25 protein-coding genes, 1 tRNA gene and 1 pseudogene are annotated in these 23,526 nt (G+C 65.4%); 3 read left to right on the top strand and 24 right to left on the bottom strand.

Annotated features, from left to right (window positions below; translation table 11 throughout):
* Positions 1 to 21 precede the first annotated feature (21 nt).
* The gene (locus tag ACXJKC_RS12675; protein ID WP_456697087.1) at positions 22 to 948 is read left to right on the top strand and encodes a helix-turn-helix transcriptional regulator; all 927 of its coding nucleotides are present in this window, start codon (positions 22 to 24) and stop codon (positions 946 to 948) included.
* A gap of 463 nt (positions 949 to 1,411) precedes the next feature.
* Here ACXJKC_RS12675 and ACXJKC_RS12670 read toward each other — a convergent pair.
* The 13 genes from ACXJKC_RS12670 to ACXJKC_RS12610 all read right to left on the bottom strand — a co-directional run bounded on the left by ACXJKC_RS12670 (position 1,412) and on the right by ACXJKC_RS12610 (position 12,250).
* A tRNA-Pro gene (locus ACXJKC_RS12670) sits at positions 1,412 to 1,485 on the bottom strand.
* A gap of 78 nt (positions 1,486 to 1,563) precedes the next feature.
* Positions 1,564 to 2,889, bottom strand: a complete 1,326-nt coding sequence (gene der, locus ACXJKC_RS12665) for a ribosome biogenesis GTPase Der (RefSeq protein WP_456697086.1) — start codon at positions 2,887 to 2,889, stop codon at positions 1,564 to 1,566.
* On the bottom strand, positions 2,882 to 3,583 hold the full coding sequence (locus ACXJKC_RS12660; RefSeq protein ID WP_456697085.1) for a lysophospholipid acyltransferase family protein: 702 nt from the start codon (positions 3,581 to 3,583) through the stop codon (positions 2,882 to 2,884). The genes der and ACXJKC_RS12660 overlap by 8 nt, the downstream gene beginning before the upstream one ends.
* Positions 3,580 to 4,242 carry a (d)CMP kinase gene (cmk, locus tag ACXJKC_RS12655; RefSeq protein ID WP_456697084.1) on the bottom strand — a complete coding sequence of 221 codons (663 nt, stop codon included), beginning with the start codon at positions 4,240 to 4,242 and terminating at the stop codon, positions 3,580 to 3,582. Before cmk ends, ACXJKC_RS12660 begins: the two co-directional genes overlap by 4 nt.
* A gap of 57 nt (positions 4,243 to 4,299) precedes the next feature.
* A complete protein-coding gene (locus ACXJKC_RS12650) occupies positions 4,300 to 5,373 on the bottom strand; it encodes a prephenate dehydrogenase (protein WP_456697083.1) in 1,074 nt (357 codons plus the stop codon).
* Positions 5,370 to 6,098: a pseudouridine synthase gene (locus ACXJKC_RS12645; RefSeq protein ID WP_456697082.1), complete on the bottom strand. Its 729-nt coding sequence runs from the start codon at positions 6,096 to 6,098 to the stop codon at positions 5,370 to 5,372. Before ACXJKC_RS12645 ends, ACXJKC_RS12650 begins: the two co-directional genes overlap by 4 nt.
* Positions 6,091 to 6,801 (bottom strand): SMC-Scp complex subunit ScpB, encoded by a 711-nt coding sequence (scpB, locus tag ACXJKC_RS12640; RefSeq protein WP_456697081.1) that lies wholly within the window; start codon positions 6,799 to 6,801, stop codon positions 6,091 to 6,093. The genes ACXJKC_RS12645 and scpB overlap by 8 nt, the downstream gene beginning before the upstream one ends.
* Complete coding sequence (locus ACXJKC_RS12635; RefSeq protein ID WP_456697080.1) at positions 6,794 to 7,687, bottom strand: segregation and condensation protein A; 894 nt, start codon at positions 7,685 to 7,687, stop codon at positions 6,794 to 6,796. The genes scpB and ACXJKC_RS12635 overlap by 8 nt, the downstream gene beginning before the upstream one ends.
* Positions 7,684 to 8,049 (bottom strand): hypothetical protein, encoded by a 366-nt coding sequence (locus ACXJKC_RS12630; protein ID WP_456697079.1) that lies wholly within the window; start codon positions 8,047 to 8,049, stop codon positions 7,684 to 7,686. Before ACXJKC_RS12630 ends, ACXJKC_RS12635 begins: the two co-directional genes overlap by 4 nt.
* Complete coding sequence (locus ACXJKC_RS12625) at positions 8,034 to 8,882, bottom strand: ParA family protein (protein ID WP_456697078.1); 849 nt, start codon at positions 8,880 to 8,882, stop codon at positions 8,034 to 8,036. The genes ACXJKC_RS12630 and ACXJKC_RS12625 overlap by 16 nt, the downstream gene beginning before the upstream one ends.
* Before the next feature lie 92 nt (positions 8,883 to 8,974).
* Positions 8,975 to 9,901, bottom strand: a complete 927-nt coding sequence (xerD, locus tag ACXJKC_RS12620; protein ID WP_456697077.1) for a site-specific tyrosine recombinase XerD — start codon at positions 9,899 to 9,901, stop codon at positions 8,975 to 8,977.
* Entirely contained in the window at positions 9,898 to 10,506 is a 609-nt protein-coding gene (locus ACXJKC_RS12615) for an NUDIX domain-containing protein (protein WP_456697076.1), read from the bottom strand. The genes xerD and ACXJKC_RS12615 overlap by 4 nt, the downstream gene beginning before the upstream one ends.
* 4 nt (positions 10,507 to 10,510) lie before the next feature.
* A complete protein-coding gene (locus ACXJKC_RS12610; RefSeq protein ID WP_456697075.1) occupies positions 10,511 to 12,250 on the bottom strand; it encodes a CTP synthase in 1,740 nt (579 codons plus the stop codon).
* 134 nt (positions 12,251 to 12,384) lie between these two features.
* Here ACXJKC_RS12610 and ACXJKC_RS12605 point away from each other — a divergent pair, with 134 nt between their 5' ends.
* Positions 12,385 to 12,891 carry a SigE family RNA polymerase sigma factor gene (locus ACXJKC_RS12605; protein WP_456697074.1) on the top strand — a complete coding sequence of 169 codons (507 nt, stop codon included), beginning with the start codon at positions 12,385 to 12,387 and terminating at the stop codon, positions 12,889 to 12,891.
* On the top strand, positions 12,888 to 14,792 hold the full coding sequence (locus ACXJKC_RS12600; protein WP_456697073.1) for a beta-propeller domain-containing protein: 1,905 nt from the start codon (positions 12,888 to 12,890) through the stop codon (positions 14,790 to 14,792). Before ACXJKC_RS12605 ends, ACXJKC_RS12600 begins: the two co-directional genes overlap by 4 nt.
* Before the next feature lie 14 nt (positions 14,793 to 14,806).
* Here ACXJKC_RS12600 and ACXJKC_RS12595 read toward each other — a convergent pair whose 3' ends face one another.
* The 11 genes and pseudogenes from ACXJKC_RS12595 to ACXJKC_RS12545 all read right to left on the bottom strand — a co-directional run.
* Complete coding sequence (locus ACXJKC_RS12595; protein WP_456697072.1) at positions 14,807 to 15,685, bottom strand: copper transporter; 879 nt, start codon at positions 15,683 to 15,685, stop codon at positions 14,807 to 14,809.
* The gene (gene steA, locus ACXJKC_RS12590; RefSeq protein ID WP_456697071.1) at positions 15,682 to 16,857 is read right to left on the bottom strand and encodes a putative cytokinetic ring protein SteA; all 1,176 of its coding nucleotides are present in this window, start codon (positions 16,855 to 16,857) and stop codon (positions 15,682 to 15,684) included. The genes ACXJKC_RS12595 and steA overlap by 4 nt, the downstream gene beginning before the upstream one ends.
* Positions 16,858 to 16,931: 74 nt before the next feature.
* Positions 16,932 to 17,558 (bottom strand): HAAS signaling domain-containing protein, encoded by a 627-nt coding sequence (locus ACXJKC_RS12585; RefSeq protein ID WP_456697070.1) that lies wholly within the window; start codon positions 17,556 to 17,558, stop codon positions 16,932 to 16,934.
* Entirely contained in the window at positions 17,555 to 17,917 is a 363-nt protein-coding gene (locus ACXJKC_RS12580) for a PadR family transcriptional regulator (RefSeq protein WP_456697069.1), read from the bottom strand. The genes ACXJKC_RS12585 and ACXJKC_RS12580 overlap by 4 nt, the downstream gene beginning before the upstream one ends.
* A 28-nt stretch (positions 17,918 to 17,945) precedes the next feature.
* Positions 17,946 to 19,655 (bottom strand): DNA repair protein RecN, encoded by a 1,710-nt coding sequence (gene recN / locus ACXJKC_RS12575; protein WP_456697068.1) that lies wholly within the window; start codon positions 19,653 to 19,655, stop codon positions 17,946 to 17,948.
* Positions 19,655 to 20,569, bottom strand: coding sequence for an NAD kinase (locus tag ACXJKC_RS12570; protein ID WP_456697067.1), 915 nt, complete (start codon positions 20,567 to 20,569; stop codon positions 19,655 to 19,657). Before ACXJKC_RS12570 ends, recN begins: the two co-directional genes overlap by 1 nt.
* Complete coding sequence (locus ACXJKC_RS12565) at positions 20,566 to 21,396, bottom strand: TlyA family RNA methyltransferase (protein ID WP_456697066.1); 831 nt, start codon at positions 21,394 to 21,396, stop codon at positions 20,566 to 20,568. Before ACXJKC_RS12565 ends, ACXJKC_RS12570 begins: the two co-directional genes overlap by 4 nt.
* Positions 21,393 to 21,578: a hypothetical protein gene (locus tag ACXJKC_RS12560; RefSeq protein WP_456697065.1), complete on the bottom strand. Its 186-nt coding sequence runs from the start codon at positions 21,576 to 21,578 to the stop codon at positions 21,393 to 21,395. The genes ACXJKC_RS12565 and ACXJKC_RS12560 overlap by 4 nt, the downstream gene beginning before the upstream one ends.
* On the bottom strand, positions 21,575 to 22,597 hold the full coding sequence (locus ACXJKC_RS12555) for an HAD-IIA family hydrolase (RefSeq protein WP_456697064.1): 1,023 nt from the start codon (positions 22,595 to 22,597) through the stop codon (positions 21,575 to 21,577). Before ACXJKC_RS12555 ends, ACXJKC_RS12560 begins: the two co-directional genes overlap by 4 nt.
* A complete protein-coding gene (locus ACXJKC_RS12550; protein ID WP_456697063.1) occupies positions 22,594 to 22,938 on the bottom strand; it encodes a single-stranded DNA-binding protein in 345 nt (114 codons plus the stop codon). The genes ACXJKC_RS12555 and ACXJKC_RS12550 overlap by 4 nt, the downstream gene beginning before the upstream one ends.
* 72 nt (positions 22,939 to 23,010) lie before the next feature.
* Positions 23,011 to 23,526, bottom strand: a pseudogene (locus tag ACXJKC_RS12545) (tetratricopeptide repeat protein); the annotation flags it as partial.

The following is a 23,526-nucleotide window of genomic DNA, read 5'->3' as shown; positions in this document are numbered from 1 at the left end:
AACCTGGATAAGTCCGACACTATGCCTCAGCATGGAACAGTGACCGATACCAGTTCCGTGATCGCGCGCCGAGAGCTCGGAGATTTCCTGCGTAGTCGGCGAGAGCGACTGTCTCCCGAGCAGGTGGGGTTGCCATCTACCGGTCGTCGCCGCACTCCTGGGCTTCGCCGTGAGGAAGCCGCCGTCCTCGCGGGTGTCGGGGTGACGTGGTACACCTGGCTCGAGCAAGGTCGCACGATTAACGCCAGCATGCAGGTGCTCACGGCCATTAGCCGTGCTCTCCGCCTGAACGATGAGGAGTCGCAGCATCTGCTGCGACTCGCAGGAATGCAACCATCAGAGCCTCAGACTGTCGCCTGCGATCCTGTTCTGCTCGCCGCCTTCCAACCGGTGCTCGACAAGCTCGATCCCTATCCCGCGTGCGTGCAAACGCCGTTGTTCAGCGTCGTCGCCTACAACCAGACGTATCGGCACCTTTTCACGGACATGGATGCCATCCCGGCCGCAGATCGAAATTGTGCAGTGAAGTTCTTCACCGACCCATCCTGGCGCGACCGCTATGTCGACGCCGACCTGGTGGCATCCAGGATGGTGGCAAGGATGCGCGCCGCTGCAAGCACAGCAGCAAACGGCCCGGAGACCGCCTTCGTGATCGACCGGCTGCTCGACCAATCCGAAGAGTTCGCGCAGCTCTGGAAGCGGCATGATGTGCTCCTCCAGCACTACGACGTGAAGCACCTCGACAGCCCTTTGGTCGGCCAGCTCAGCTTGAGCTTCGTCTCAACTCAAATCGCCGAAACGGGTCACCGACTGACGATAATGACGCCTGAGAGCGACCAGACGCGTCGTCGGCTGGAACAACTCTCGGCCCTCGCGCTCGGTTCGCATCTCGAGGCCCACGCGATTGACGAGGTGACCCGAGACTGGGCTGCTGCAACTGGCCAATAGCGCCGTCACCACAGCACATGTGCACAGTCCAGCGCGTTGACGGCATAGCTACGCGGCAACGTCGGTAGCGCATGCTGTTAGCACGGTCACTCCTTTCGCTGCATGCGTGCTTGAGCTTCCAGATGGTCAGCTTTCGTAGTTCGAGGCGCCCTTCCCGGAAACTGGAAATGGATAGCGATGTCGCGGGCCTGGCGAAGGCCGGCCTCACATTGGGATGCGTGGTGATCACCTTCGACGTCGTAGATGAGGTGGCTCTGGACATCGTCGATGCCGCAGTAGACGAACACCCCGACGTCGCACCAGCCATCAGCCCGCTGTCGCGCAGAAGGACATCCTCGGCCACGCCTCCGTTGAGACCGCCCGCGGATACCTGCACCCTGACGACCGACACCTCGCATCAGCCGCAGAGCAGACGAACATGACAAAGCCCCGATGAAAATGGCTTCTCATCGGGGCTTTTCTGTCGGGCTGACAGGATTTGAACCTGCGACCCCCTGACCCCCAGTCAGGTGCGCTACCAAGCTGCGCTACAGCCCGATTGGTACCGAAGAGGAACTTTACCGTAGGCGATCTGGCTGACCGCCACCGGGGAGAGCCTCGGTCGGTGACCTCGGTTCAGCGGCGTTCGCGCTTCTTGCGCGGTCGCTGCTGCAGGTGGATCGGGGTGCCGACGAAGCCGAACTCTTCGCGTAGCCGACGCTCGATGAAGCGCATATAGGACGCTTCGAGCTTGCCCGAGGTGAACAGGACGAAGGTCGGCGGAGCCGTGGAGGCCTGCGTGCCGAACAGGATCTTGGACTGCTTGCCGCCACGGACGGGGTGCGGGTGCTCGGCGACCAGACGGCCCAGGAACGCGTTGAGCATTCCCGTGGGCACTCGTGTCTCCCAACCCTCCAGCGCGGCGTCCAATGCGCGCACGAGGCGATCGACGTGCCAGCCGGTGCGAGCCGTGATGTTGATCGTCGGCGCCCACGGCACCTGGACGAGCTCGCGCTCCATCTCGCGTTCGAGATAGTAGCGACGCTCCTCGTCGACAAGATCCCATTTGTTGAACGCGATGATCAGCGCACGCCCGGCGTCGGCAACCGAGCTGATGATGCGGGTGTCCTGCTCAGTCAGCGGCACGCTGCCGTCGATGATCACGACTGCGACCTCGGCCCGGTCGATCGCCGAGCTGGTACGCAGGCTCGCGTAGTACTCGTGGCCGGAGGCATCACGCACCCGGCGGCGGATACCGGCGGTGTCGATGAAGTTCCAGGTACGGCCACCGAGTTGGACGATCTCGTCGACCGGGTCGACCGTCGTGCCCGATGCATCGTCGACGACAACGCGCTCTTCGCCGGCGAGCCGGTTGAGCAGGCTCGATTTGCCGACATTGGGCTTGCCGACGATCGCGACGCGACGCGGTCCCTGAGGGGCGTCGAAGTCTTCGGGCGGCGGATCGGGCAGCGCGTCGATGACAGCATCGAGCATGTCGCCGCTGCCTCGACCGTGCAGCGCCGAGACGGGGAACGGCTCACCGAGCCCGAGGTTCCAGAGCCCGGCAGCTTCCGCCTCGGTGCGCTGGTCATCAACCTTGTTGGCCGCCAGGACGACGGGCTTCTTGGCCTCACGCAGCAGGCGGACGACCTTCTCGTCGACGTCGGTGATGCCGACGGTCGCATCAACGACGAACAGCACGGCATCAGCGACCTGGATCGCGATCTCGGCCTGAGCGGCGATGCGCTCGGCGAGCCCGCGTGCGTCCGGGTCCCAGCCACCGGTGTCGACGACCGTGAAAGCACGCCCGTTCCACACCGCGTCGTACGACACCCGGTCACGGGTCACGCCGGGGACGTCTTCGACGACTGCCTCGCGGCGCCCGATGATGCGGTTGACCAAGGTCGATTTACCGACGTTGGGACGCCCGATCACAGCGAGAACGGGTACAACGTCAACCATCGGAGCTTCCTGTCGGCAAGGGGCCGGGCAAGTCGCGCTTCAACGCGGTCTTGGCCCGGGAGACATGGGCACGCAGGTGATCACGAATCTGCTCACCTGCGTCTTCCATCATCCCACGATCTCGCGGCCAAGCTTGCATCGGGAACTGGATCGACTCGCCGTAGACGATATCGAGGCGCCTTCCACGCGGTGGACGGGCCTGAGAACTCTCCCCTGCCTCACGCGTACCGAAGATCGCGACGGGGACGACCGGCGCTCCGGTCACGAGTGCCAAATAGGTCACGCCGCCCTTGAAATTCCTGAACTCACCATCGCCTCGGGTGCCTTCGGGGTACAGCAGCACCGCCTGATCGGCGGCCAGCGCCCGCAGCGCCTGCCGCACCGCGCCGGAGTCCGTCCGGTTGCGGGCGACCTTGATCTGGCCGACGAAACGCAGCAGACGACCGGTCTTGCCGACAAACTCCTCTTCCTTGGCCATCGCATGGAGCGGACGCGGAGCCGTCGCCACGAGCAATGGGCCGTCGAGCCAGCCGATGTGATTGCTCGCGAGGATCACGGGCCCTTCAGCTGGCACGAATCGCTGACCGCGTTCGTGGATCTCCCACTTGCGGTAGAAGTACCCCTGTGTGCGTCCACGAGCGAAGCGGAGGCCCCTCTCGGGAATCCCCGCCCCGTGGTTGGTTGCGACACTCATCGCGAAGCAGCGACAATTCCGACGATGTGCGCGATGACCTCGTCCAACGTCAGGTGAGTGCCGTCGACGAGTACCGCGTCATCGGGCATCGACAGCGGCGACGCAGCACGCGTCGAGTCGATCTGATCGCGCCTGGCCAGCGCCGCCTGCATGGCAGCGGTGTCAACGTCACCGGTCTCGGCTGCTCGCCGTTCGGCTCGCGCGGCCGGATCCGCGACGAGGTAGATCTTGACCTGCGCGTCCGGCGCGACGACCGAGCCGATGTCGCGCCCTTCGACGACGATTCCATCGCTGCCGTCGATCGCGGCTCGCTGCAACTCGACCAGTTGGGCCCGGATCTCGGCCACCGCGGCGACCTTGCTGACGGCCGAGGTGACCTGGACGCTCCGGATCGGCTCGGAGACGTCGACGTCATCGGCGAAGATCGCCGGATCGGCCGCGTCGGTCGTCCAGCCGAGCTTGACCTGCGCCGCAGCCTGCGCCATGGCCGGCGCATCGTCGAGGTCGGCGCCTCGTTCCAGCAGTGCCCAGGTCATGGCCCGGTACATCGCGCCGGTGTCGAGGTACGCCAAGCCGAGCTGGGTGGCGACTCCTCGCGAAGTGCTCGATTTGCCGGAGCCGGACGGTCCGTCGATCGCGACGACCAATGGCTTACTCACGTGTTTCTCCTTGGCAATACAGTTCTTAGACGTAGACGTGCTGGGAGTCGGGCAGTCTCAAAGGTAGGCGGACCAGCCACGCTGGGTGAGCGCTTCGACCAAAGATTCGCCGACGCCGAGGGCGACAGCGATCTCGGCCAGACCCACAGGACGACCCAGATCGTGATCGAGGCGCAGGTCCTCGATGTTGACACCCGATTGTCCCGTATCTGCCATGAGCCTCGACAGTTCGCCGGGCTGATCGGCGACCTGGACGTGTACGACGTCGACTTGATCGGGCTGCGAGCCGTGTTTGCCGGGGATCAGTTCGGTGCCGCGACGGCCCGCATCCAGCACATCGCCGATGACGCCATCGTCTTGGCCCAGTGCCGAGATGACGCGGTCGAGATCGTCCCTCACGAGTGTCAGCACCGAACGGACGTCGCTCGCGTTGGCGCCGAGGATGTCGACCCACAATGCCCGGTCACTGGCGGCGATTCGGGTCGTGTCACGCAGGCCCGGGCCGGCGAGCGACAGTGACGTGCCTTCGGCCTCGTTGAGCCGCGCAGCGGTCAGCGTCGACATGAGCTGCGGGACGTGCGAGACCAGAGCCACAGCACGGTCGTGGCTCGCGGCGTCCATGATGATCGGGAATGCGCCGGTGTGCAGCGCGAGGTCGACGACGGCATCGAGTGCGCCGGGAAGGGTCCGTTCCCCGGGCGTGACGGCCCACGGACGTCCCTCGAAGAGTTGCGCAGAACCCGACATCGGCCCGGATCGCTCGCTGCCGGCCATGGGATGCCCGCCGGCATAGCGCTCGGCTCCCGGCAGGGCATCGATATCGACCTGCAGGCCCGCCTTGACGCTCGTGACGTCGGTGACGAACGAGGTCGGCCAGCGGACCAGCGCATCCGCGACGACACTCGCGGCCGCACGGGGCGGAACCGCGACCAGCACGAGGTACGGCACGGAGTCGTCGAGGGGCCGGCCGGCTCCACGGGACTGTGCCACTTCGACGTTCGCCGGCAGGGAATCCTGCAGCAACACGTCGACATCGTGTGCCCGCAGCGCTAGGCCAACTGATGTGCCGATCAGGCCGCAGCCCACGACCAGGACAGGCCCCGGCAGAGCGTCGGGAGAAGCAGCGGTCATGCCACATCCACGCTGTCGAACAAGGCTCCCAGCTCATCGCGGGTCAGGTCACGCATGGCTCCCGATGACAGGCCACCGAGGTGCAGGGGCCCGAATGCCGTGCGGGTCAGCTCACGCACGGGGTGTCCGACCTCGGCGAGCAGCCGTCTGACGATGCGGTTGCGGCCCATGTGGATCTCGAGCTCGACGATGGAACGGCCCCGCGAACGGTCTTTGACCTGGAACCGGTCGACCTTGGCGGGACCGTCCTCCAGTTCGACGCCCTTCTTGAGCAATGCCCCGAGCGAATCGGGCACATCGCCGTCGACCAGCGCGACATAGGTCTTGCTGATCTCGAATGACGGGTGCGCCAGCTTGTGCGCGAGATCGCCGTCATTGGTCAAGATCAGCAGGCCCGACGTGTCGGTGTCGAGTCGTCCGACATGGAAAAGGCGATCTTCGCGTCCGGCGATGAATGACGCCAGATCCGGGCGACCCTGCTCATCGGCCATCGATGTGACGATGCCTCGCGGCTTGTTGAGCAACACGTACGCGTGATCGTTGGGTGCGGGGATCCGCTTGCCGTTGACTCGGACGACGTCGGTCGCCGGGTCGACGCGAGCGCCCATGACGTCGATGATCTCGCCGTTGACCTCGACCCGGCCCTGGGCGATCATGTCATCGCAGCGGCGGCGGCTGCCGAGTCCGGCCTGGGCCAGAACCTTCTGCAGTCGAATCTCAGTCACGGTCTTCACTCTCTGATGGGATAGCACTGCCCGATGGGGTCGCGCTGGGTGTCGGGTCGGTCTCTGATTCGATCTCGTCCTGGGGCGTCGCTGCGGCAAGGGCGGCCTCGACGCCTTCCAGACCTTCTTCTTCCATGTCGTCCATATCTGGCAGATGCTGCGCGATGTCAGGCAGTTCGCTGATGCTGCCCAACCCCATCCGTTCCAGGAAATAGCTCGTCGTGCGGTAGAGGATCGCTCCGCTCTCGGCGTCGACGCCACCCTCTTCGATCAGTCCACGGGTCACAAGCGTGCGGACGACACCATCGACGTTGACGCCGCGGATCGCCGAGATGCGCGAACGACTGATCGGCTGTCGGTACGCCACAACGGCCATGGTCTCCAGAGCCGCCTGCGTCAGGCGGGCTTGCTGGCCGTCGAGGATGAATCTTTCGACCGCCCCCGCGAACTCCTCGCGGGTGAAGAATCGCCAACCTCCTGCGATATTGCGCAGCTCGAAGCCTCGTCCCTGCTCGGTGTACTCGGCCGCCAGAGCCTCCAATGCCTCCTGGACGTCGGTCGGCGGGTGACCCACCGCCTGGGCCAGGGTCAAGTGATCGAGCGGCTGATCGGCCACCATCAGGACGGCTTCGAGCGCCGGCTGGAGGTCGAGCATCTCCAACTCGAGCTCATGCGGTCCGGTGGGCAGGTTCTGGTCAGTCATCTGTGCTCTCAACAGTCGAGGTGTCGGGGACATCGTCATCGATCAGGCTCGCATCGACCAGGACGGGCTCATCGTCGACGTCGAGCATGGGCTCGTCGAACTCGTCGCCGACATCGATATCGCCCTCGCCACTGCCGGTCCAACGCACGTGGAGGTCACCCAACGGAGTCGCCTGTTCGAATGCGATCGCACCCTCGCGGAACAGTTCGAGCACCGCCAGGAATCGGGCCACCTTGGTCATGATGTCGGGCGCATCGGCCGTCAGCGCCCGGAACGTCATCTCGCCTTTACGGCGCAATTGGTCGACGACCAGGTGCGCCTGCTCGCGGACGCTGACCTGCGGCGCGTGCAGATGCGTCAACGACAGGATCGGGACCGGTTTGTCTTCGAACGCCTTGGCCGCGAGCATCGCCAACTCGTCCGGGCCGACCGAGATCAGCACTTCGGGCAGCAGATCGGCGAACCGGGGCTCTAGGCTCACAATGCGCGGGAACCGCTTCGACTCGGTCGCGAGACGTTCGGCCATGATGCCGGCGACCTGTTTGAAGGCTCGGTACTGCATCAACCGGGCGAACAGCAGGTCTCTGGCCTCCAGGAGCGCCAGATCCTCCTCGTCCTCGACCTCTGCCTGGGGCAGCAGTCGGGCGGTCTTGAGGTCGAGCAGGGTCGCCGCGACGAGCAGGAAGTTCGTGGTCTGCTCGAGATCGTCGCCGAGTGCCTTGATGTACGCGATGAACTCACCGGTCACCGCCGACAGAGCGACTTCGGTGATGTCGAGTTCGTGTTTGGAGATGAGTTGCAGCAGGAGGTCGAAGGGACCCTCGAAGTTCGTCAGGACGACTTGGAATCCGGCAGGCGGCGGCGTCTCGACATCCTCGACGATCACGACTCGCTCAATCGCCGTGCCACGTCGCTGTCGGTACCGTGCAGTTCGAGATCTGCCAATGCCACGGCCAATGCTGCTCTGACGAACCGGCCACGGTCGACGCTGCGGCCGAGCTCGCTGCGCAACTTCAAACGGGCCTGCTCGACGGCCATCAGCTCGGATGCCGTGACATACACCGTCATCTTCTCGTCGTGCTTGACCCGGCCGCTCGCAGTGCCGCTGGGCTCCGGACTCGGTGCAGGAGCAGGAACCGGGGGCTCGGCGGACTTGGCAGGTGCAGTCGCCCGGAAGAGCTCGTCGGCGCCGGGCATGGAGGGACGCTTGCCGGACCCTCCTGCGGAGGGTGTCACGCGTCGGGGCATCGAACGAGAACCTCCCGTGCCAATTGGCGGTACGACTCGGCTCCCGGCGAGTTCGTGGCGTATTCGGTGATGGGCTCCCCCGCGACGGTCGAGTCGGAGAATTTGACCGTGCGGCGGATGACGGTGTGGAACACCAGATCGCCCCAGCCCTCCACGAGGGTCTGCAGGACTTCCTTGCCGTGCAAAGTGCGGCTGTCGTACATCGTGCCCAGCAGGCCGATGATCTCCAGGTCGAAGTTGGTCCGATCGCGGACCTTCTCGATCGTGTCCTTGAGCAGCGCGACGCCGCGCAGCGCGAAGTACTCACACTCCAAGGGCACCAGCACGCCGGTCGCGGCGGTCAGCGCGTTGACCGTCAGCAGACCCAGCGAGGGCTGGCAGTCGATCAGGATGACGTCGTAGTCATCGCGGACCGGCTTCAGCACTCGAGCCAGGACCTGCTCGCGTCCCACCTCGGTCACGAGCTGCATCTCAGCGGCGGACAGATCGATATTGGACGGCACCAGGTCGAGGCCTTCGACCGCGGTGTGCATGATCAGGTCCTTGATCGTGATCTCACGATCCATCAGGACGTGGTAGATGCTCTGCTCGAGGTCGTGGGCGTTGACGCCCAGTCCGACTGTCATGGAGCCCTGCGGATCGAAGTCGACCAGCAGCACCCGGCGGCCCGTCTCGACCAGCGCGGCGCCCAGGTTGATGGTCGTCGTGGTCTTGCCGACGCCGCCCTTTTGATTGCACAGCGCGATGATCGTCGCCGGTTTGGCCGGATCGCGCGGCTGGGGCTCCGGGAAGTCCGGCATCGGCCGTCCGGTCGGTCCCAGTTCCTTGCTCATTGGCTACCCCTGCACTAGACCCGGCGGACGAGCGCAACTCTACCGCGACGGCGAGGGTTCGCGATCACGCAACCGGCCAATTCGCCCGATGCCTACCGAGATGCCCGCGGATGAGCTGTCGCATATATCTCACGCAGCTTCTCGACAGTGACCAGAGTGTAGATCTGGGTCGTCGTCACCGAGGCGTGGCCGAGTAGTTCCTGGACGACACGCACGTCGGCTCCGCCATCGAGAAGATGTGTTGCGAATGAGTGTCGCAGCGTGTGCGGCGAGACGTCCGTGCCGATTCCGGCCCGGTCGGCGGCTTTGGTCAGAACTGTCCAAGCGCTCTGCCTCGACAGCCTGCCGCCACGGGCGTTGAGGAACACGCCGGGTGTTCGTGTCGTCGCCGACACGAGCGTCGGACGAGATGCCGTCAGATAGTCCGCCAGAGCCGAGCGGGCATACGAACCGAGCGGCAGGATCCGCTGTTTGCCGCCTTTGCCTCGTAGCAGGACCGATCCCTCCTCGAGGTCGAGATCGTCGATGTCGAGTCCGACCGCCTCCGAGATGCGCGCCCCGGTGCCGTACAGCAGCTCCAGCAGTGCTCGATCCCGTGAAGCAAGTGTCGTGCCCGGTGCACTGGCCGCGTCGAGGATCGCCTCGACGTCGGACAACGGCAGTGCCTTGGGCAACCTGGCCGCCGGGCGCGGTGGCTTGATCGCCGCAGTGACGTCGGTCGCGACGACCTGTTCCCGCAGCCAGAAGCGGTGCAGGCCCCGAACCGCCACGATGGTCCGGGCGGCACTCGCAGTTCCCAGCGGCACATGGTCCTCGTCGCCGGTACGCAACTCGCCCAGGAAGGCCGTCACGTCCAGCTCGGTGACCGCAGCCGGGTCGGTCAGGCCGCGCGAAGCCAAGAACGACTGATAGCGGCGCATGTCGCGGCGATACGAACGCAATGTGTTGTCGGCCAGCCCGCGCTCGACGCCCAGATGACTCAGATAGTCCTGGATGCCTCGACTGACGTCATCGCTCATCTGGTTCGGTGAACCTGTTCCGCGAGAATTGCAGCCACTGTCATCGAGTCGGTGATGCGTCCGGCCAAGACGGCATCGACCGCCTGCTCGAAGGGGAGCCACCACTGGAGCATGTCGGCTTCCTCGGCCTCACGGTCCGTGCGTTCTGCCTGCGGCACCGCCGAAAGGCCCGTGGCGCGAAAGACCTCCCAGCCTTCGGTCGAATAGCCCGGAGTCGCAAGGAGTCGCAAGAGCGAACTCCAGCGGGCTGCGAGGATATCGGCCTCTTCGGCCAGCTCGCGGACGGCAGCATCCTGCGGCGCTTCGCCCTCGACGTCGAGGGTGCCCGCCGGTATCTCCAGCAAGAACTTGCCCACCGGGTGACGATATTGCTGGACCAGCAGTAGCCGGTCCTCGTCGTCGAGTGCCAACACGCCGATCGCGCCATTGGGCTGCGCCACCGCCCGGGAGTGCTCATCACCGGCTGGATCGACGATCGTGTCGATCCGCAGACTGATGTACGGACTCTTGTACTGGGGCGCACTACCCGAAACGGGCCATGACCGATCGGCGTCGGCAAGGCCTGATTCGGCCAGCGCGCCCGGAAGAACCGGATGGTCGGTCATATCGTTAGTGTCCGGCCTCGACGGTCTGCGGCGAGGCCTCCACCGGCAGTCGGCTCTCACGTTGACGGGTTATCGCCGCACCGATCAGACCGGCGAACAGCGGATGCGCCTTGGTCGGGCGCGACTTCAATTCCGGATGCGCCTGCGTCGCGACGTAGTAGGGGTGAACCTCGCGCGGCAGCTCGACGAACTCGACGAGTGAGCCGTCAGGAGAAGTTCCGCTGAAGACCAGACCGGCCTGTTCCAGCTTGGGTCGATACGCGTTGTTGACCTCATAGCGGTGCCGGTGACGCTCGTCGACCTTCGTCGTTCCGTAGGCTTCGGCGACGATGCTGCCCTCATCGAGCGTTGCCGGGTAGGAGCCGAGGCGCATAGTTCCGCCCAGGTCGCCCTCACCGTCGACGATCGACAGTTGTTCGGCCATCGTCGCGATGACCGGATGGGCCGACTGCGGATCGAACTCCGACGAACTCGCGTCGGCGATTCCGGCGACATTGCGGGCATATTCGACGACCATGCACTGCAGCCCGAGGCACAGGCCCAGAACCGGGATTCTTTGCTCACGGGCGAATTTCAGAGCACCGAGTTTGCCTTCGATTCCGCGAATACCGAATCCGCCAGGCACGCAGATGCCGTCCACGTCACCGAGGTGCTTGGCGGCACCGGCGGGCGTCTCGCAGTCATCCGATCCGACCCAGCGCAGCTTGACCCGGGCCTCGTGGGCGAAACCGCCGGCGCGCAGGGCTTCGCCGACCGACAGATAGGCATCGGGCAGGTCGATGTACTTGCCGACCAGAGCGATCGTGATCTCTTCGGTCGGCTCGTGCACGCGCCGCAGCAGCTCGTCCCACTGCGTCCAGTCGACGTCACGGAACGGAAGGTCGAGGCGACGAACGACGTAAGCATCGAGGCCCTGGCCGTGCAGCACCTTCGGGATGTTGTAGATCGACGGCGCATCCGGGCACGTCACGACGGCCTCTTGGTCGACATCGCACATCAGCGAGATCTTGGCCTTCATGCTCTCGGGGATCTCGCGGTCCGCGCGGCACACGATGGCGTCAGGCTGGATGCCGATCGACCGCAGTGCCGCGACCGAGTGCTGTGTGGGCTTGGTCTTGAGCTCACCGGACGGGCCGATATACGGGATCAGCGAGACGTGCAGGAAGAACACGTTGCCGCGACCGACGTCGTGACGCACCTGGCGGGCGGCTTCGAGGAATGGCAGCGACTCGATGTCGCCGACAGTGCCGCCGATCTCGGTGATCACGACGTCGACGTCAGGACCGGCCATGGCGCGGATACGTGACTTGATCTCGTTCGTGATGTGCGGGATGACCTGCACGGTGTCGCCGAGATAGTCGCCGCGACGTTCGCGGGCGATGACCTCGGAGTAGACCTGACCGGTCGTGACATTGGCCTTGCCCGACAGGTCGACGTCGAGGAAGCGCTCGTAGTGACCGATGTCGAGATCGGTCTCGGCGCCGTCCTCGGTCACGAAGACCTCACCGTGCTGGAACGGATTCATGGTGCCCGGGTCGACATTGAGATACGGGTCGAGCTTTTGCATCGTGACCCGCAGCCCGCGTGACTTCAGCAGCCGACCGAGACTTGAGGCGGTCAAGCCCTTGCCCAGTGAGGAAGCAACCCCGCCGGTGACGAAAACGTGCTTGGTAACCGCGCTACCTGCCAAGGTGACTCCCGTGGTCGAATTCGATGTCGAGCGCTCACGATGCAAGATTTGCATCAGGCCTCCACGGGATTCCAGCCTACCAACGATTGCGCCCGGATGGAGAACCGTGGACGTGTCGGATCCCCCACATCGGGAACCCGGACCGATTTGATCTCGTCGTAAGGGCAACCCCACCCCGAGGAGCCGGTATGGACGCAGCGACCGAGGCGTACTTCGCCGCCTTCGCACGCACCCGATGGCGTGATCTCGTCCGAGCCGCAATATTCCTCGGCGCCAGTCCCGACGAAGCAGAGGATCTGGCCCAACAGACTCTGATCCGCTGCTACTCGGCCTGGGACAGAGTTCAGCAGGCCGACAACACCGAGGCGTACGTCTACCGCATGCTGGTCAATCAGCTCCGGGACGCTCGACGCACCCGCTGGTGGCGGGGACGGGTCGACTACGACCATGACCAACCCGTCGCAGACAGCAGCGATCGGGTCGCCACGACCGATGCCGTATCCCGCGCCCTCGGAGGTCTGCCGAAGGAGCAACGTGAGGTCGTGGTGCTCCGATATTTCGTCCAGCTCGGCGAAGCGCAGACAGCCGCCGCGCTCGGCATCGCTCCCGGCACCGTCAAGAGTCGGCTGTCGAGGGCGCTCGCCCGACTGTCCACATCTGACCATCTCACCCCGCACTCCGAGGAGCACCGATGAGTGATCTCGAAAAGCTCTGGGACGATCTGCCCACCAGGCCGGCACCGGTCGACGACCTGATCCGTGCCGGACGTCTCCGCGCGACTCGTCGCAGGCGTCTGGTCATCCGACCTCTGATCGTGACCGGAAGCGTTGCAGCGTTGCTCGCCACGTTCATCGCAGGCACACAGGTCGGCGACGGATCCGGAGACGCCACTCCCCCGCCAACCGATATCCAGGCTGCCTCCTTCCAGGCCGACCTCGACCCGGCCACCTCGTGCACGGAACTGCTGACGTCATACCGAGACCGAGGACTCGCACAGGTCACCGCATGGGGTTGGGGCAACGGCTTCGAAGGGTACGTCGGCCGACGCGACCACTTTTCGGCATCCAACCTGTCCGGTTCTGTCGTGCCGACGCCCACGAAGACGTCTACTCGTGCCAGCGACACCGGAACCAATGTGCAAGAAGCAGGTGTCGACGAGCCCGACACGGTCAAAACCGACGGTAGGCGCGTCGTGCGGTTACGCGGTTCGACGTTGATGATCCATGAGGCGACTGACCAGGGCATGAAGAAACTCTCCTCGCTCCATCTGCCAAGACTCGACGACGGCGAGATCCTCCTCGACGGCGATACCGTCATCGCGCTGGGCGCAGACCGCACCAGCGAACGCGATGAGTCCACCGGGGCACGTCGTGGCAGTCGCGCCATCACGATCTCGCTGGCCGATGCGACCAAACCCGCCATCACCTCCGATGTCACCTACTCCGCCCGGGTGATTTCGGCCCGTCAGCATGGCAGCATCGCTCGCTTGGTGCTGTCGAGCGGTCTGCCGTCACTCGACTTCTCCCAGCCCGATGGGCGCAAAATCTCCCCCGAACAGGCGTTGACCGCCAACCGTGAGGTCGTCAAGACATCGAAGATCACCGACTGGCTGCCGACCTACGACGACGGCACCGGCCCCCGCCCGCTGCTGGACTGCACGGATGTCGCGATCGGACCCGACGACCTGGGACTCGACACTGTGAGCATCGTCGGCATCGATGTCGATCGGCCCACCCGTCCGAGTGCGATCGGCCTGTCCGGCGCGACCACGGTCGCCTATGAGTCCGTCGATCACCTCTATCTGGCCTCCAACCCCGTTTACACACCGGACGGCACAACCCACATCTTCGACTTCGAGCTCGACGGCATCGCGGCCCGCCACATTGCGTCGGGCGAACTCGAAGGAACAATCGCCGACAGATGGTCGCTCGACGAGGCCGACGACGTACTGCGAGTCGCGCTGGGCCCGTCGACCGAGACCGGCGACTTCAACTCCGTTGTAACCATGCAACGGGTCGGCACGGAACTCGTGGAGCTGGGGCGAGTCGATCGTCTGGGCCCCGGAGAAGAGATCAAGGGCGTGCGATGGTTCGACGACCTCGCCATCCTCGTGACATTCCGAGAAGTCGACCCCCTCTTCACGATCGACCTGTCGAACCCGGCACGCCCGGTCCTTCTCGGGAAGCTCAAGATCCCCGGATACAGCGACTACCTGCACCCGGTCGGCAATGACCAGATGCTCGGAATCGGCTACGACGGCTCAGGCCGTTCGACGCAGATCGCGCTGTTCGATATCGCGAACCTCTCCGACGTCCGAAGGGACGATGTGCTGACCTTCGATCGTCATCGTTCGATGGCCACCGAGGATCCTCGCGCGTTCACCTGGCTTCCCGAACGCCGCACCGCATTGACAGTCCTTCAGAAGGGCCGCTCGGTCTACCTGGCCACGATCACGGTGCGCGGCGGGCGCCTCGAGAGTCGGATGGAGCAAGTCGAGTACGGCGAGGACGCGCGCCGTGTGCGGACCGTGCAGCTGTCCGACGAACGGGTCGCTCTGGTCACCGGCGAAGACGTACGGCTGCTCGATCTGCCGTAATCCCCGCGAGGGGACTACTTCGGCAGGGCTCCGCCAGCGCTGCGAGAGGTTCCCCACGCGCCGGGCTGGCCGGCGACCTGGGAGACCGCTGCCAGCACGGTGACAATGCGTCCCGCAGCCGAATCGGTCACGTCGACTGTCGAGATCTCGGCTGCGGCGCTGCCATCGCGTACGGCCTTGACCGCACCGCCGTCGGTGCTCGATGACGGCGGTCCGGCCACCACGACACCCTTGCCGGTCGTATTGAGCGCCGATGCCAGCGCCGCGATGACGGTGCTGCGGTCGCTGCCGTTGGCATCTTGCGGACCGGCCACCACGATCGCCACTGTCGCGGCGCGTTTCGGGGCCTTGGTCTGGGTGATGAGATCGCCTTCGGCGAAAGCTGACCGAATTGTGGTGGCAGTCGCATCGAGGTCGGCGGGGGCCTTGGCCATGACGGCTCGGCCCAGAGCTGCACCGATCCGCTCATAGGCACCCGAGGCGGTACTGACGGCAGGCACATCGGCTGCAGCCTGCTCGGCCACGCCTTCGGCAAACTGGCGTCCGGAGGAATCGAGCAACTTGCTGGTCATTTCGATCTCACCCGTGACCTCCGCACCCGCGAGAGCCAGGCTCGAGGTGACGCCTTTGACCTGCTCGGCTTCAGTGCCGGGCACCGTGATCAGGAGCACCGACTGGCCTTTGAGCTTGTCCTTCAGCAGTCCCGAGGCCGCCCGGTCGGCAAAGCCCGCTTCGAACTTGGAAACCGCCGGATCGGCCGTCTGATTTGCCGCCGGCTTGTTGTCGAGAGCGTCCCCGGCGTCGTCGAGCGGACCGGAGCCCAGCGCGATACCCGCCGCCAGAGCGATCAGGATCGCGGCGATCGAGACGAGGTGGTAACGGAAGTTGATCACGAGAAAAGTCCTTTGATCCAGGAGCCGAGGTCGGCGAGCTGGTCCCCGAGTGAGTCGAACCAGTCCTGCCCGACTGGCGTCACGGACACCGCGACAGCAACTGCAGCGACGGCCGCGACAAGCAGCAGGAGAATGGGCCACAGCGAGATCCGCTGTGAGGTGAAGTGGTGAACGGATTTGGCGTCGACGAGTCTGGACCCGGCACGCAGGCGAGCGACGAACATCCGGGCGGCTTCGGCGGGCACACGTTCGAGGAAGTCCGTCAGCGTCGCGGGTCCCCCCACGTGCACGATGACGTCGGCCTCATGGGTGTCGACGAGCAGGATCGCGAGATCGTCATCGGATCCGCTGGAGACGAATGTGACGATCTGCTTGCCGTGCCGCTCCAGCCTTTCGGGCGTGTCCACGACGCCGGAAGCCGTGGTCACCACGACCTCCCCGGACGTCCGGATGGCTTGATCGGAGATATTGTCCAGCGCCCCGATCACGATGTCGGGTGTGTACCCGGCCTGGATCAGCACATCGGCACCGGGCCCTGCGCCGACCAGCACCGGGTCGTTGTCGCCGATGTACCGGCGCAGGCCGCGCAAGTCGGCAACATCGTCGTACGCACGTGACACGACCACGACCGGACGACCGCCGAGCTTGGTCCGCAACTGCGGAACCGTGGCCCCCGTCAGCAGCATGACCTGCTCACGGTGGATATGGTCCGATGCATTCGCCGTCAACGAGTCGAGGCGATTGGACATACTGTCCTTGGCCGCGGCCAGTGCCTGCGCGGTCTTGGCCTCGTCGAGTTCCAGGCCGCTCGCGATCAGTACCTCGTCGCGGAACACCCGGCCGTCCTCGATCCGGACGTCATCTCCGGATTTGAACCGCGACCAGACATCGTCGCTCGTGACATCGATCAGCAGGATGCCCGCCCGGGCCAGCATCTGAGGGCCGAGGTTGGGGATACGGCCGCTACTGGAGGTGCCGGCGTTGAGCACAGCGCGAATCCGCTGATCGATCAAGGTCTGTGCTTGGCGGGTATCGAGGTCGGGATAGTCGACCAGAGCGATCTCGCCCTCGCTCAGTGACTTGACGTCACTGTCACGACGCACGAATCGCAGGGTCCCCACAACGCCCTTGACGTCTACCGGCAGGGCTGTCTTCCGCTTCCAAATGGCCATCAGGACCCATGCTTGCCGCTAAACGTGATCGATTTGCGCGCTGCGTCGGCGTGTCGCCTGTGAGAGAAATCTTTTCAGCTGCGATCGAGAGCGCGCCTGGCCAGCCGGATCGTCGCAACCACACCGACGATCGCGATGCCGACCAGGAGAATCGTCGCGATCACACCGCCTGGACCGACAGAACCGTCTGTGCAGGTGGTCTGTTCGTCATTGCCTGACACGATCGTGACGCATTCTTGGCCGACGCCGGCAAATCCCAGCACGATCCAGAGCACGAGTCCCGGCGCGGGGACGAGCAGCGTTCCCCAGAGCTTCTCCCTGGCAGTCCACCTGGTCGAGAGCCACAGCAGCACGATACCCACCAGCACGAGCACGATCGGCACGATGAAGCCGGCCAATACGGCACCGATGAAGACAAGCGCCAACGAGGCGATCGAGAACCACGGCTTGGACCGGATGCCTTCTGAATGCCCGGAAGCCGGCGTCGGCCCCGGTCCCCCGGCCGACGCCGCGATGGCCTGCGGATCGCCCAGTTCGCGCAAGACATCGGACAACCTTCGCCCGTCTGCGGAGGTCGCGGTATCGATGTGCTCGTGCAGTCCGGCGATGATGTCACCCCGGTCGTCGACTCCTTGGGCGGCCAGCGCCGCGTCGACCTCGTCGAGGTACCGCTGGACCTCGTCGGTGGTGTCCTTGCTCATGTCGTGTTCCCCTTCTGTGGATTGCTGGGCCCTTCGAGGAGAGCAGCATCGACGGCATCGCGAAATGGCCCCCAGGCCGACTCGAACGCCTGCAAGGCGGCTTCGCCGTCTGGGGTCAAGCGGTAGTAACGCCGAGGCGGACCCTCGACCGATTCTTGCCACGACGATGCGACCAAACCGCCCTTACGCAGTCGAGAGAGCAAGGGATACAGCGTTCCGGCGCTGGCCAGCAAGGTGCCTTCGAGCTCACGGGCGATATCGAAGCCATATCTCTCACCCGTGCGCAAGGAGGCGAGGATGCAGTTCTCGACCACCCCGCGTCTCAGATTCGCGAGCGCCTGCGCCTGACTGGGTACCATGCGTCACACGCTACCATGTGAGACAGAGTCAGGATCCCGAACGTGCCAGTTCCAGAAGTTCCCGCGCGTGGGCCTGCGCCGTCGCCGAATCGTCCTGGCCCGCGAGCATCCGGGCCAGTTCGTCGACCCGGTCGGTTTCGTCGAGCCGGATCACCGAGCTGCTCGTGACATTGCCGTCATCGTCCTTCGACACCACGAAATGATGATCCGCGAAGGCCGCGACCTGGGGCAGGTGGGTCACTGCGATGACCTGGGCGTGATCGGCCAGACGCGCCAGTCGGCGGCCCACCTCGACGGCCGCCTTACCGCCGATGCCGGCGTCGACCTCATCGAACACCAAGGTCGGCACGGTCGTCCGATCGGCCAGCACGACCTCCAGTGCCAGCATGAGCCGGGACAACTCGCCGCCACTCGCCCCTTTGTTGAGGGGACGTAGGCCGGCACCGCTGTTGGCCGCGAACAACAGTTCGACCTCGTCGAAGCCCTGCGGTCCGGGGGTTGCGTCGTCCTGTGTCGTGACCCGGACTTCCAGAGTCGCCGACGGCATCGAGAGCTGCGCCATCTCGGCATCGACCAACTTCGACAGGCGTCCGGCCGCCTCATCTCGGATCTTGGACATCTGCCCGGCGATCTCACACACCTGGCCGATGAGTTCGGCCTGTTCGACCTCGAGGGCGGCAACCGCTTGGTCGTCATGGCCCAATTCGCCCAGTCGTGCCGCGCTCGTCTCGGCCCAGTTCAACACATCGGCCAGGGTCGGTCCGTACTTGCGCTGCAGCCCGGCCAGCGCCGCGCGTCGCTCCTGCAACTCGGCGAGACGTTCGGGGTCGAGCTCGACCTGTTCGGAGTACGAACCCAGCTCGGCACCCACCTCGTCGAGCAGGATGCCGATTTCGAAGACCCGGTCGGCCAGGGCATCGAGTTGCGGGTCGTGTCCCCCGGCCTCGCGCAGCTGCGCGGTAGCCTCGGCGACGGTTGTCCGCGCCGAGGTGACGTCCATGTCGCCCACGAGTGCTTGGTGCGCGATCGAAGCTGCCCTGGCCAGGGCTTCAGAGTGCGCCAACCGCCCCTCTTCGACCTTCAACGCCTCGTCCTCACCCGCCTGCGGATCGACTGCGGCAATCTCATCGAGGCCGAACCGCAAGACGTCGAGCTCACGCGCCCGCTCCTGGGCATGGGTGCGCAGATCATGAAGCGTGCGCTCGACGGTCCGCCACCGCGAATACAGCGGGGTGTAACTGGCTGCGACGGCTGCGAACTCAGGACCGGCGAAGCGGTCGAGTGCAGCTCGCTGTTCCGCCGCGCGCAACAACCGATGCTGGTCGGACTGGCCGTGCACCGCAACGAGCTCGTCGGTGACCTCGGTCAACAACGCGGCCGGCACGGTGGCTCCCCCCGCCACGGCCCGCGAGCGTCCCTGGGCTGAGAGCACTCGACCCAGAATCACGACATCGTCGTCGATCTGCCCACCAGCCTCTTCGACTGCCGTGACTGCGGCTCCATCGGGCCGAACACCGATGCTCGCCTCAACCCTCGCCTGGTCGCTGCCCCGGCGGATCAGGCCCAGGTCAGCTCGTTCACCGCGCAGGAGGCCTAAAGCCGTCACGACCATGGTCTTGCCCGCGCCCGTCTCACCGGTGATGACGGTGAAACCCGCCGAGAGATCGAGCTCGGCCGATTCGATGACACCGAGATTGCGCAGGCTGAGCCGCTCCCAGATCGAGCGAGTGCCGGCCATCAGCCGCGTTCCTCTCTGCGGCGTTCGGCCGCACCACGCCAGCCGGCGACGGGCAGATCGAACTTGCGCACCAACCGATCGGCGAACGATGCCGCCTGCAGGCGCGCCAGACGAACCGTCTCGCGTCCCTTGACGACTTCGACCCGGGCGCCCATTGGAAGATCCGCCGCCCGACGGCCGTCGCACCACAGCACGCCTGCGCTCTGCTCCCCGACAACCTCGATCGCCAAAGTCGAGTCAGGCGACACGACCAGCGGACGGGCGAACAGCGCATGGGCACTGATCGGCACCATCAGGAGAGCCGACACCTCAGGCCAGACGATCGGACCTCCGGCGCTGAAGTTGTACGCCGTCGATCCGGTCGGCGTGGCACACACCACCCCGTCACAACCCCAGCGCGAGACCGGACGGTTGTCGATCTCGACCACGACGTCGAGCATGCGCTCTCGCGCGGCCTTCTCGACCGTCGCCTCGTTGAGCGCCCAGTTGGTCGCCACGATCTGACCTGCGACACGCACCGAGACATCGACAGTGAGGCGCTCCTCGACCGAGTAGCTGCGCTCGACGACTCCGCGAACCACATCGTGAATATCTTCGACATCGGCTTCAGCCAGGAATCCGACGTGCCCCAGGTTGACGCCCAGAACCGGCGTGGTGGTGCCGCGGCACAGTTCGGCGGCACGCAGGATCGTCCCATCACCCCCGAACACGACGGCGAGCTCACATCCCGCTGCCGCACCCGGCCGCGCCTCGACGACTCGAGCGTTCTCGACGCCTGCCACTCGCATCGCATCGGCTTCGCTGTCGAGCACCGCGACCCCGATACCTTCGGCCTGCAGGTCGGCTGCGAACGCTGCGGCGACTTTGGTCGCTTCTTCCCGTGCGGCATGCACAGCCAGGAGGACAGTTCTCATTGCGGTGCTCCCGACGTGACCAGAGGTCCGGCCGCCACGACGTCGTGCGCTGCCTGCAGCGTGGGCGCGTCCGCATCGGAGCGCAGCCAGCAGAAGTACTCGACATTGCCAGCCGGACCGGGCAACGGACTGGGCGCGAGGGCTCGGGTCCCCCACCCCAGATCGTGCGCGGACTGGCACACCCGCAGGACGGCATCGGCATGCAGATCCGGGTCACGGACCACCCCGTTCTTGCCGAGGTTGGATTTGCCCACCTCGAACTGGGGTTTGATCATCAGCACGATGTCGCCTCTCGGACTCGGCTCACACACCCGTGTGAGCGCCGGCATCACCACGGTAAGGGAGATGAACGACAGATCCGACACGATCAGCTCTACCGGTCCCCCGATATCGTCCGGCTCCAAGTGACGCACATTGGTCCGGTCGTAGACGTGTACGCGTTCATCGGACTGCAAGGCCCAGACCAACTGGCCGTAGCCGACATCGACCGCACACACTTCGCGCGCACCCTTGCGTAGGAGCACGTCGGTGAAACCGCCAGTTGATGCGCCGGCATCGAGGCAACGGCGTCCCTCGACCGACAGGCCCATCGGCTCGAACACCGAGAGGGCTCCCAAGAGTTTGTGAGCACCACGCGATGCGTAAGTCGGCTCCTTGCTGGCCTGCACGATGATCGCCTGATCAGTCGTGACGCCGGTGGCAGCCTTCGTCGCGACGGAGCCGGCGACCTTGACCAGTCCCTCTTCGATGAGCGATCCGGCGTGATCGCGCGAACGAGCCAGCCCACGTCTCACGAGCTCGGCATCGAGTCGTAGTCGCCTGGTCATGCCGATTCCACATCGACTCCGTCGCGACCGGCATTGGCTAGCGACTCACGCAGGACCCCGTGGATCGCGTCGAACTCTTCGGGGTGCGCTGTGATGTCGAGGTCGCTGAGTCGCTGGAGCCGTTCGAGGGCCTCATCGATCTGTGGGTGGCCGGTCAACGAGATGTCGGGGACGTCGGTCATGTTCCCAGTGTCCCATCCGGGACGGCTTGGATGCCGGACTGATCCCTCACCGACCATGCCAGCCCCACTGCGGCGCGCAATGACGTCGTCGCACGCGGATCACCGGCACGTAGCCGAATCACGTCCCCATCGAGTTCTGTTCGCGCCTCTTGGCACTGAGCCGACGATCCGATGATCTCGACGTCGGAGTGCACCTCATCGAGACCGCCCAGATCGGCCGAGACGAACGTCGGCCGGTGACCGGGCGCGGCAGCGAAGATCTCGCCCAGACCGCTGACTCCGGTCAGCACTGCAAGACTGTCGATTCCCGCATTGATCGCGCCGTCGATGTCGGTGTCGAGCCGGTCACCGACCATCAACGGACGCACCCCGCCGACCCTGGCGATCGTCTCGTCGAACAAAGCCCTCTGCGGCTTGCCGGCGACGATCGGCACGGCGCCGGTCGCATTGCGCACCGCCTGCACCAACGAGCCATTGCCCGGTGCGATTCCCCGCGCGGTCGGAACCGTCATGTCGGTGTTGCTGACGTACCAAGGCAGACCGGCCTGAATCGCATACGAAGCCTCGGCCAACTGCTTCCAGCCCAGATCCGGGTCGAAGCCCTGGACAACTGCGACCGGCCCCTCGGCCATGGAGGTCACGCAGCGCAGGCCTCGAGCTTCAAGCGGTGTTCGAAGTCCTTCACCGCCCACGACCAGCACCGCCGAGCCTGCCGGCAGAGCATCGGCCATGAGATGGGCCACTGCCTGCGCAGATGTGACAACGTCTTCATCCTCGACAGGAGGAAGACCCATCCCCCGGAGCTTCTCGGCAACGTCGCCGGCTGTCCGCGAGGCGTTGTTGGTGATGTAGGCCAATCGCATCCCGCGAGCGCGCGCGGCCGCCAMCCCGGCGGCCGCTCCCGCGATGACGTCCTGACCCAGATAGACCACACCGTCGAGATCCAGCATCGCCACGTCGTACGTGGCGCTGAGCGCCACCGTCGTCGAATCCAGACTGGCAGCAACAGCGATCGTCATGGACTCGAGGCTACCGCCGGGGGCGACACCTTTCGACACGAGTGGACCTCGACCGACACGAAGCTGATGACGCGACCGCCCGCCCCGGAGAACCGGCGACGCAGTGCCCCACTCACTGCGACATCGACTCCCGGTTCCCATCTCAGCACCTTGCGCTGCAACGCCGGACGCCATACCGAACAGTCGATCGTGTCGACGGGTTGCTTCGAGCGCCGCAACGCCTGGGCGCTACGACGCACGACCAGTCGAAACGACACGACATCGTCTCCGCTCGGCAACGTCTTGACCTCCGGAGCCGACGAAACTCGTCCGACCAGTTCGACCTTGTTGTGATGTGTCATGAAATGACGATGCCCCTCACCGATAGTGAGGGGCATCGTCTGGGGTTTGAGCTGTGGACAACCGCAGCAGACTCAGTCCTGTGGATGGGGCTCGAGTTCGGTGAGGCGTTGTTCAGCGTCGGTGGTTTTGTTGCCGTCGACTGCAACGGTGCGATGGAACCACTCGATGGCATCGTCCTTGCGGCCAGCGCTGAGCAGCGTGTCAGCATAGGCATAGCGCAGCCGCGGGACCCACTCCCCACGACCCTTGGTGTGCAGGGGCTCGGTCTCGAGGAGACGCAGTGCGGCATCGTGCTGTCCGAGGTCGCGTCGGGCACCGGCCACCACGATGGTGAGTTCGATGTTGCCTGCCTCATCGAGATGCGAACGTGTCTCGGGGGTGTCGTACTCAAGTGCCTTGGTGGGGCGTTTGAGGGCGCGTTCGCAGTCGGCCATCATCGGTGCGTAGGCGGTGTTGCCGTTCATGCGGCGGGCGGTGCGGAATTCTGAGAGCGCCTCGGCCCATTTACCGGCGGCGTAGGCAGTTTCACCGCAGGCTTCGCGGACGAGTCCCGTACGCGTGGCGCGCGCGCGAGCTGCCAGGGCATG

Source organism: Aeromicrobium sp. P5_D10 (genome assembly GCF_054049535.1).
Note: the sequence above shows the minus strand (reverse complement) of the source record. Positions and strands in the feature narration are given on the sequence as shown.

Excerpts from the sequence above, each read along its gene's own strand:
- ACXJKC_RS12605 (WP_456697074.1), top strand. The coding sequence starts at position 12,385 with ATGGACGCAGCGACCGAGGCGTACTTCGCCGCCTTCGCACGCACCCGA.
- scpB (WP_456697081.1), bottom strand. The coding sequence starts at position 6,801 with ATGACTGACCAGAACCTGCCCACCGGACCGCATGAGCTCGAGTTGGAG.
- ACXJKC_RS12560 (WP_456697065.1), bottom strand. The coding sequence starts at position 21,578 with ATGACCGACGTCCCCGACATCTCGTTGACCGGCCACCCACAGATCGAT.
- ACXJKC_RS12550 (WP_456697063.1), bottom strand. The coding sequence starts at position 22,938 with ATGACACATCACAACAAGGTCGAACTGGTCGGACGAGTTTCGTCGGCT.
- ACXJKC_RS12625 (WP_456697078.1), bottom strand. The coding sequence starts at position 8,882 with ATGAGCAAGGAACTGGGACCGACCGGACGGCCGATGCCGGACTTCCCG.
- ACXJKC_RS12570 (WP_456697067.1), bottom strand. The coding sequence starts at position 20,569 with ATGAGAACTGTCCTCCTGGCTGTGCATGCCGCACGGGAAGAAGCGACC.
- der (WP_456697086.1), bottom strand. The coding sequence starts at position 2,889 with ATGGTTGACGTTGTACCCGTTCTCGCTGTGATCGGGCGTCCCAACGTC.
- ACXJKC_RS12600 (WP_456697073.1), top strand. The coding sequence starts at position 12,888 with ATGAGTGATCTCGAAAAGCTCTGGGACGATCTGCCCACCAGGCCGGCA.
- recN (WP_456697068.1), bottom strand. The coding sequence starts at position 19,655 with ATGGCCGGCACTCGCTCGATCTGGGAGCGGCTCAGCCTGCGCAATCTC.
- ACXJKC_RS12660 (WP_456697085.1), bottom strand. The coding sequence starts at position 3,583 with ATGAGTGTCGCAACCAACCACGGGGCGGGGATTCCCGAGAGGGGCCTC.
- ACXJKC_RS12565 (WP_456697066.1), bottom strand. The coding sequence starts at position 21,396 with ATGACCAGGCGACTACGACTCGATGCCGAGCTCGTGAGACGTGGGCTG.
- ACXJKC_RS12580 (WP_456697069.1), bottom strand. The coding sequence starts at position 17,917 with ATGGTACCCAGTCAGGCGCAGGCGCTCGCGAATCTGAGACGCGGGGTG.
- ACXJKC_RS12585 (WP_456697070.1), bottom strand. The coding sequence starts at position 17,558 with ATGAGCAAGGACACCACCGACGAGGTCCAGCGGTACCTCGACGAGGTC.
- ACXJKC_RS12650 (WP_456697083.1), bottom strand. The coding sequence starts at position 5,373 with ATGACCGCTGCTTCTCCCGACGCTCTGCCGGGGCCTGTCCTGGTCGTG.
- ACXJKC_RS12675 (WP_456697087.1), top strand. The coding sequence starts at position 22 with ATGCCTCAGCATGGAACAGTGACCGATACCAGTTCCGTGATCGCGCGC.
- ACXJKC_RS12615 (WP_456697076.1), bottom strand. The coding sequence starts at position 10,506 with ATGACCGACCATCCGGTTCTTCCGGGCGCGCTGGCCGAATCAGGCCTT.
- ACXJKC_RS12630 (WP_456697079.1), bottom strand. The coding sequence starts at position 8,049 with ATGCCCCGACGCGTGACACCCTCCGCAGGAGGGTCCGGCAAGCGTCCC.
- xerD (WP_456697077.1), bottom strand. The coding sequence starts at position 9,901 with ATGAGCGATGACGTCAGTCGAGGCATCCAGGACTATCTGAGTCATCTG.
- steA (WP_456697071.1), bottom strand. The coding sequence starts at position 16,857 with ATGGCCATTTGGAAGCGGAAGACAGCCCTGCCGGTAGACGTCAAGGGC.
- ACXJKC_RS12610 (WP_456697075.1), bottom strand. The coding sequence starts at position 12,250 with ATGCAAATCTTGCATCGTGAGCGCTCGACATCGAATTCGACCACGGGA.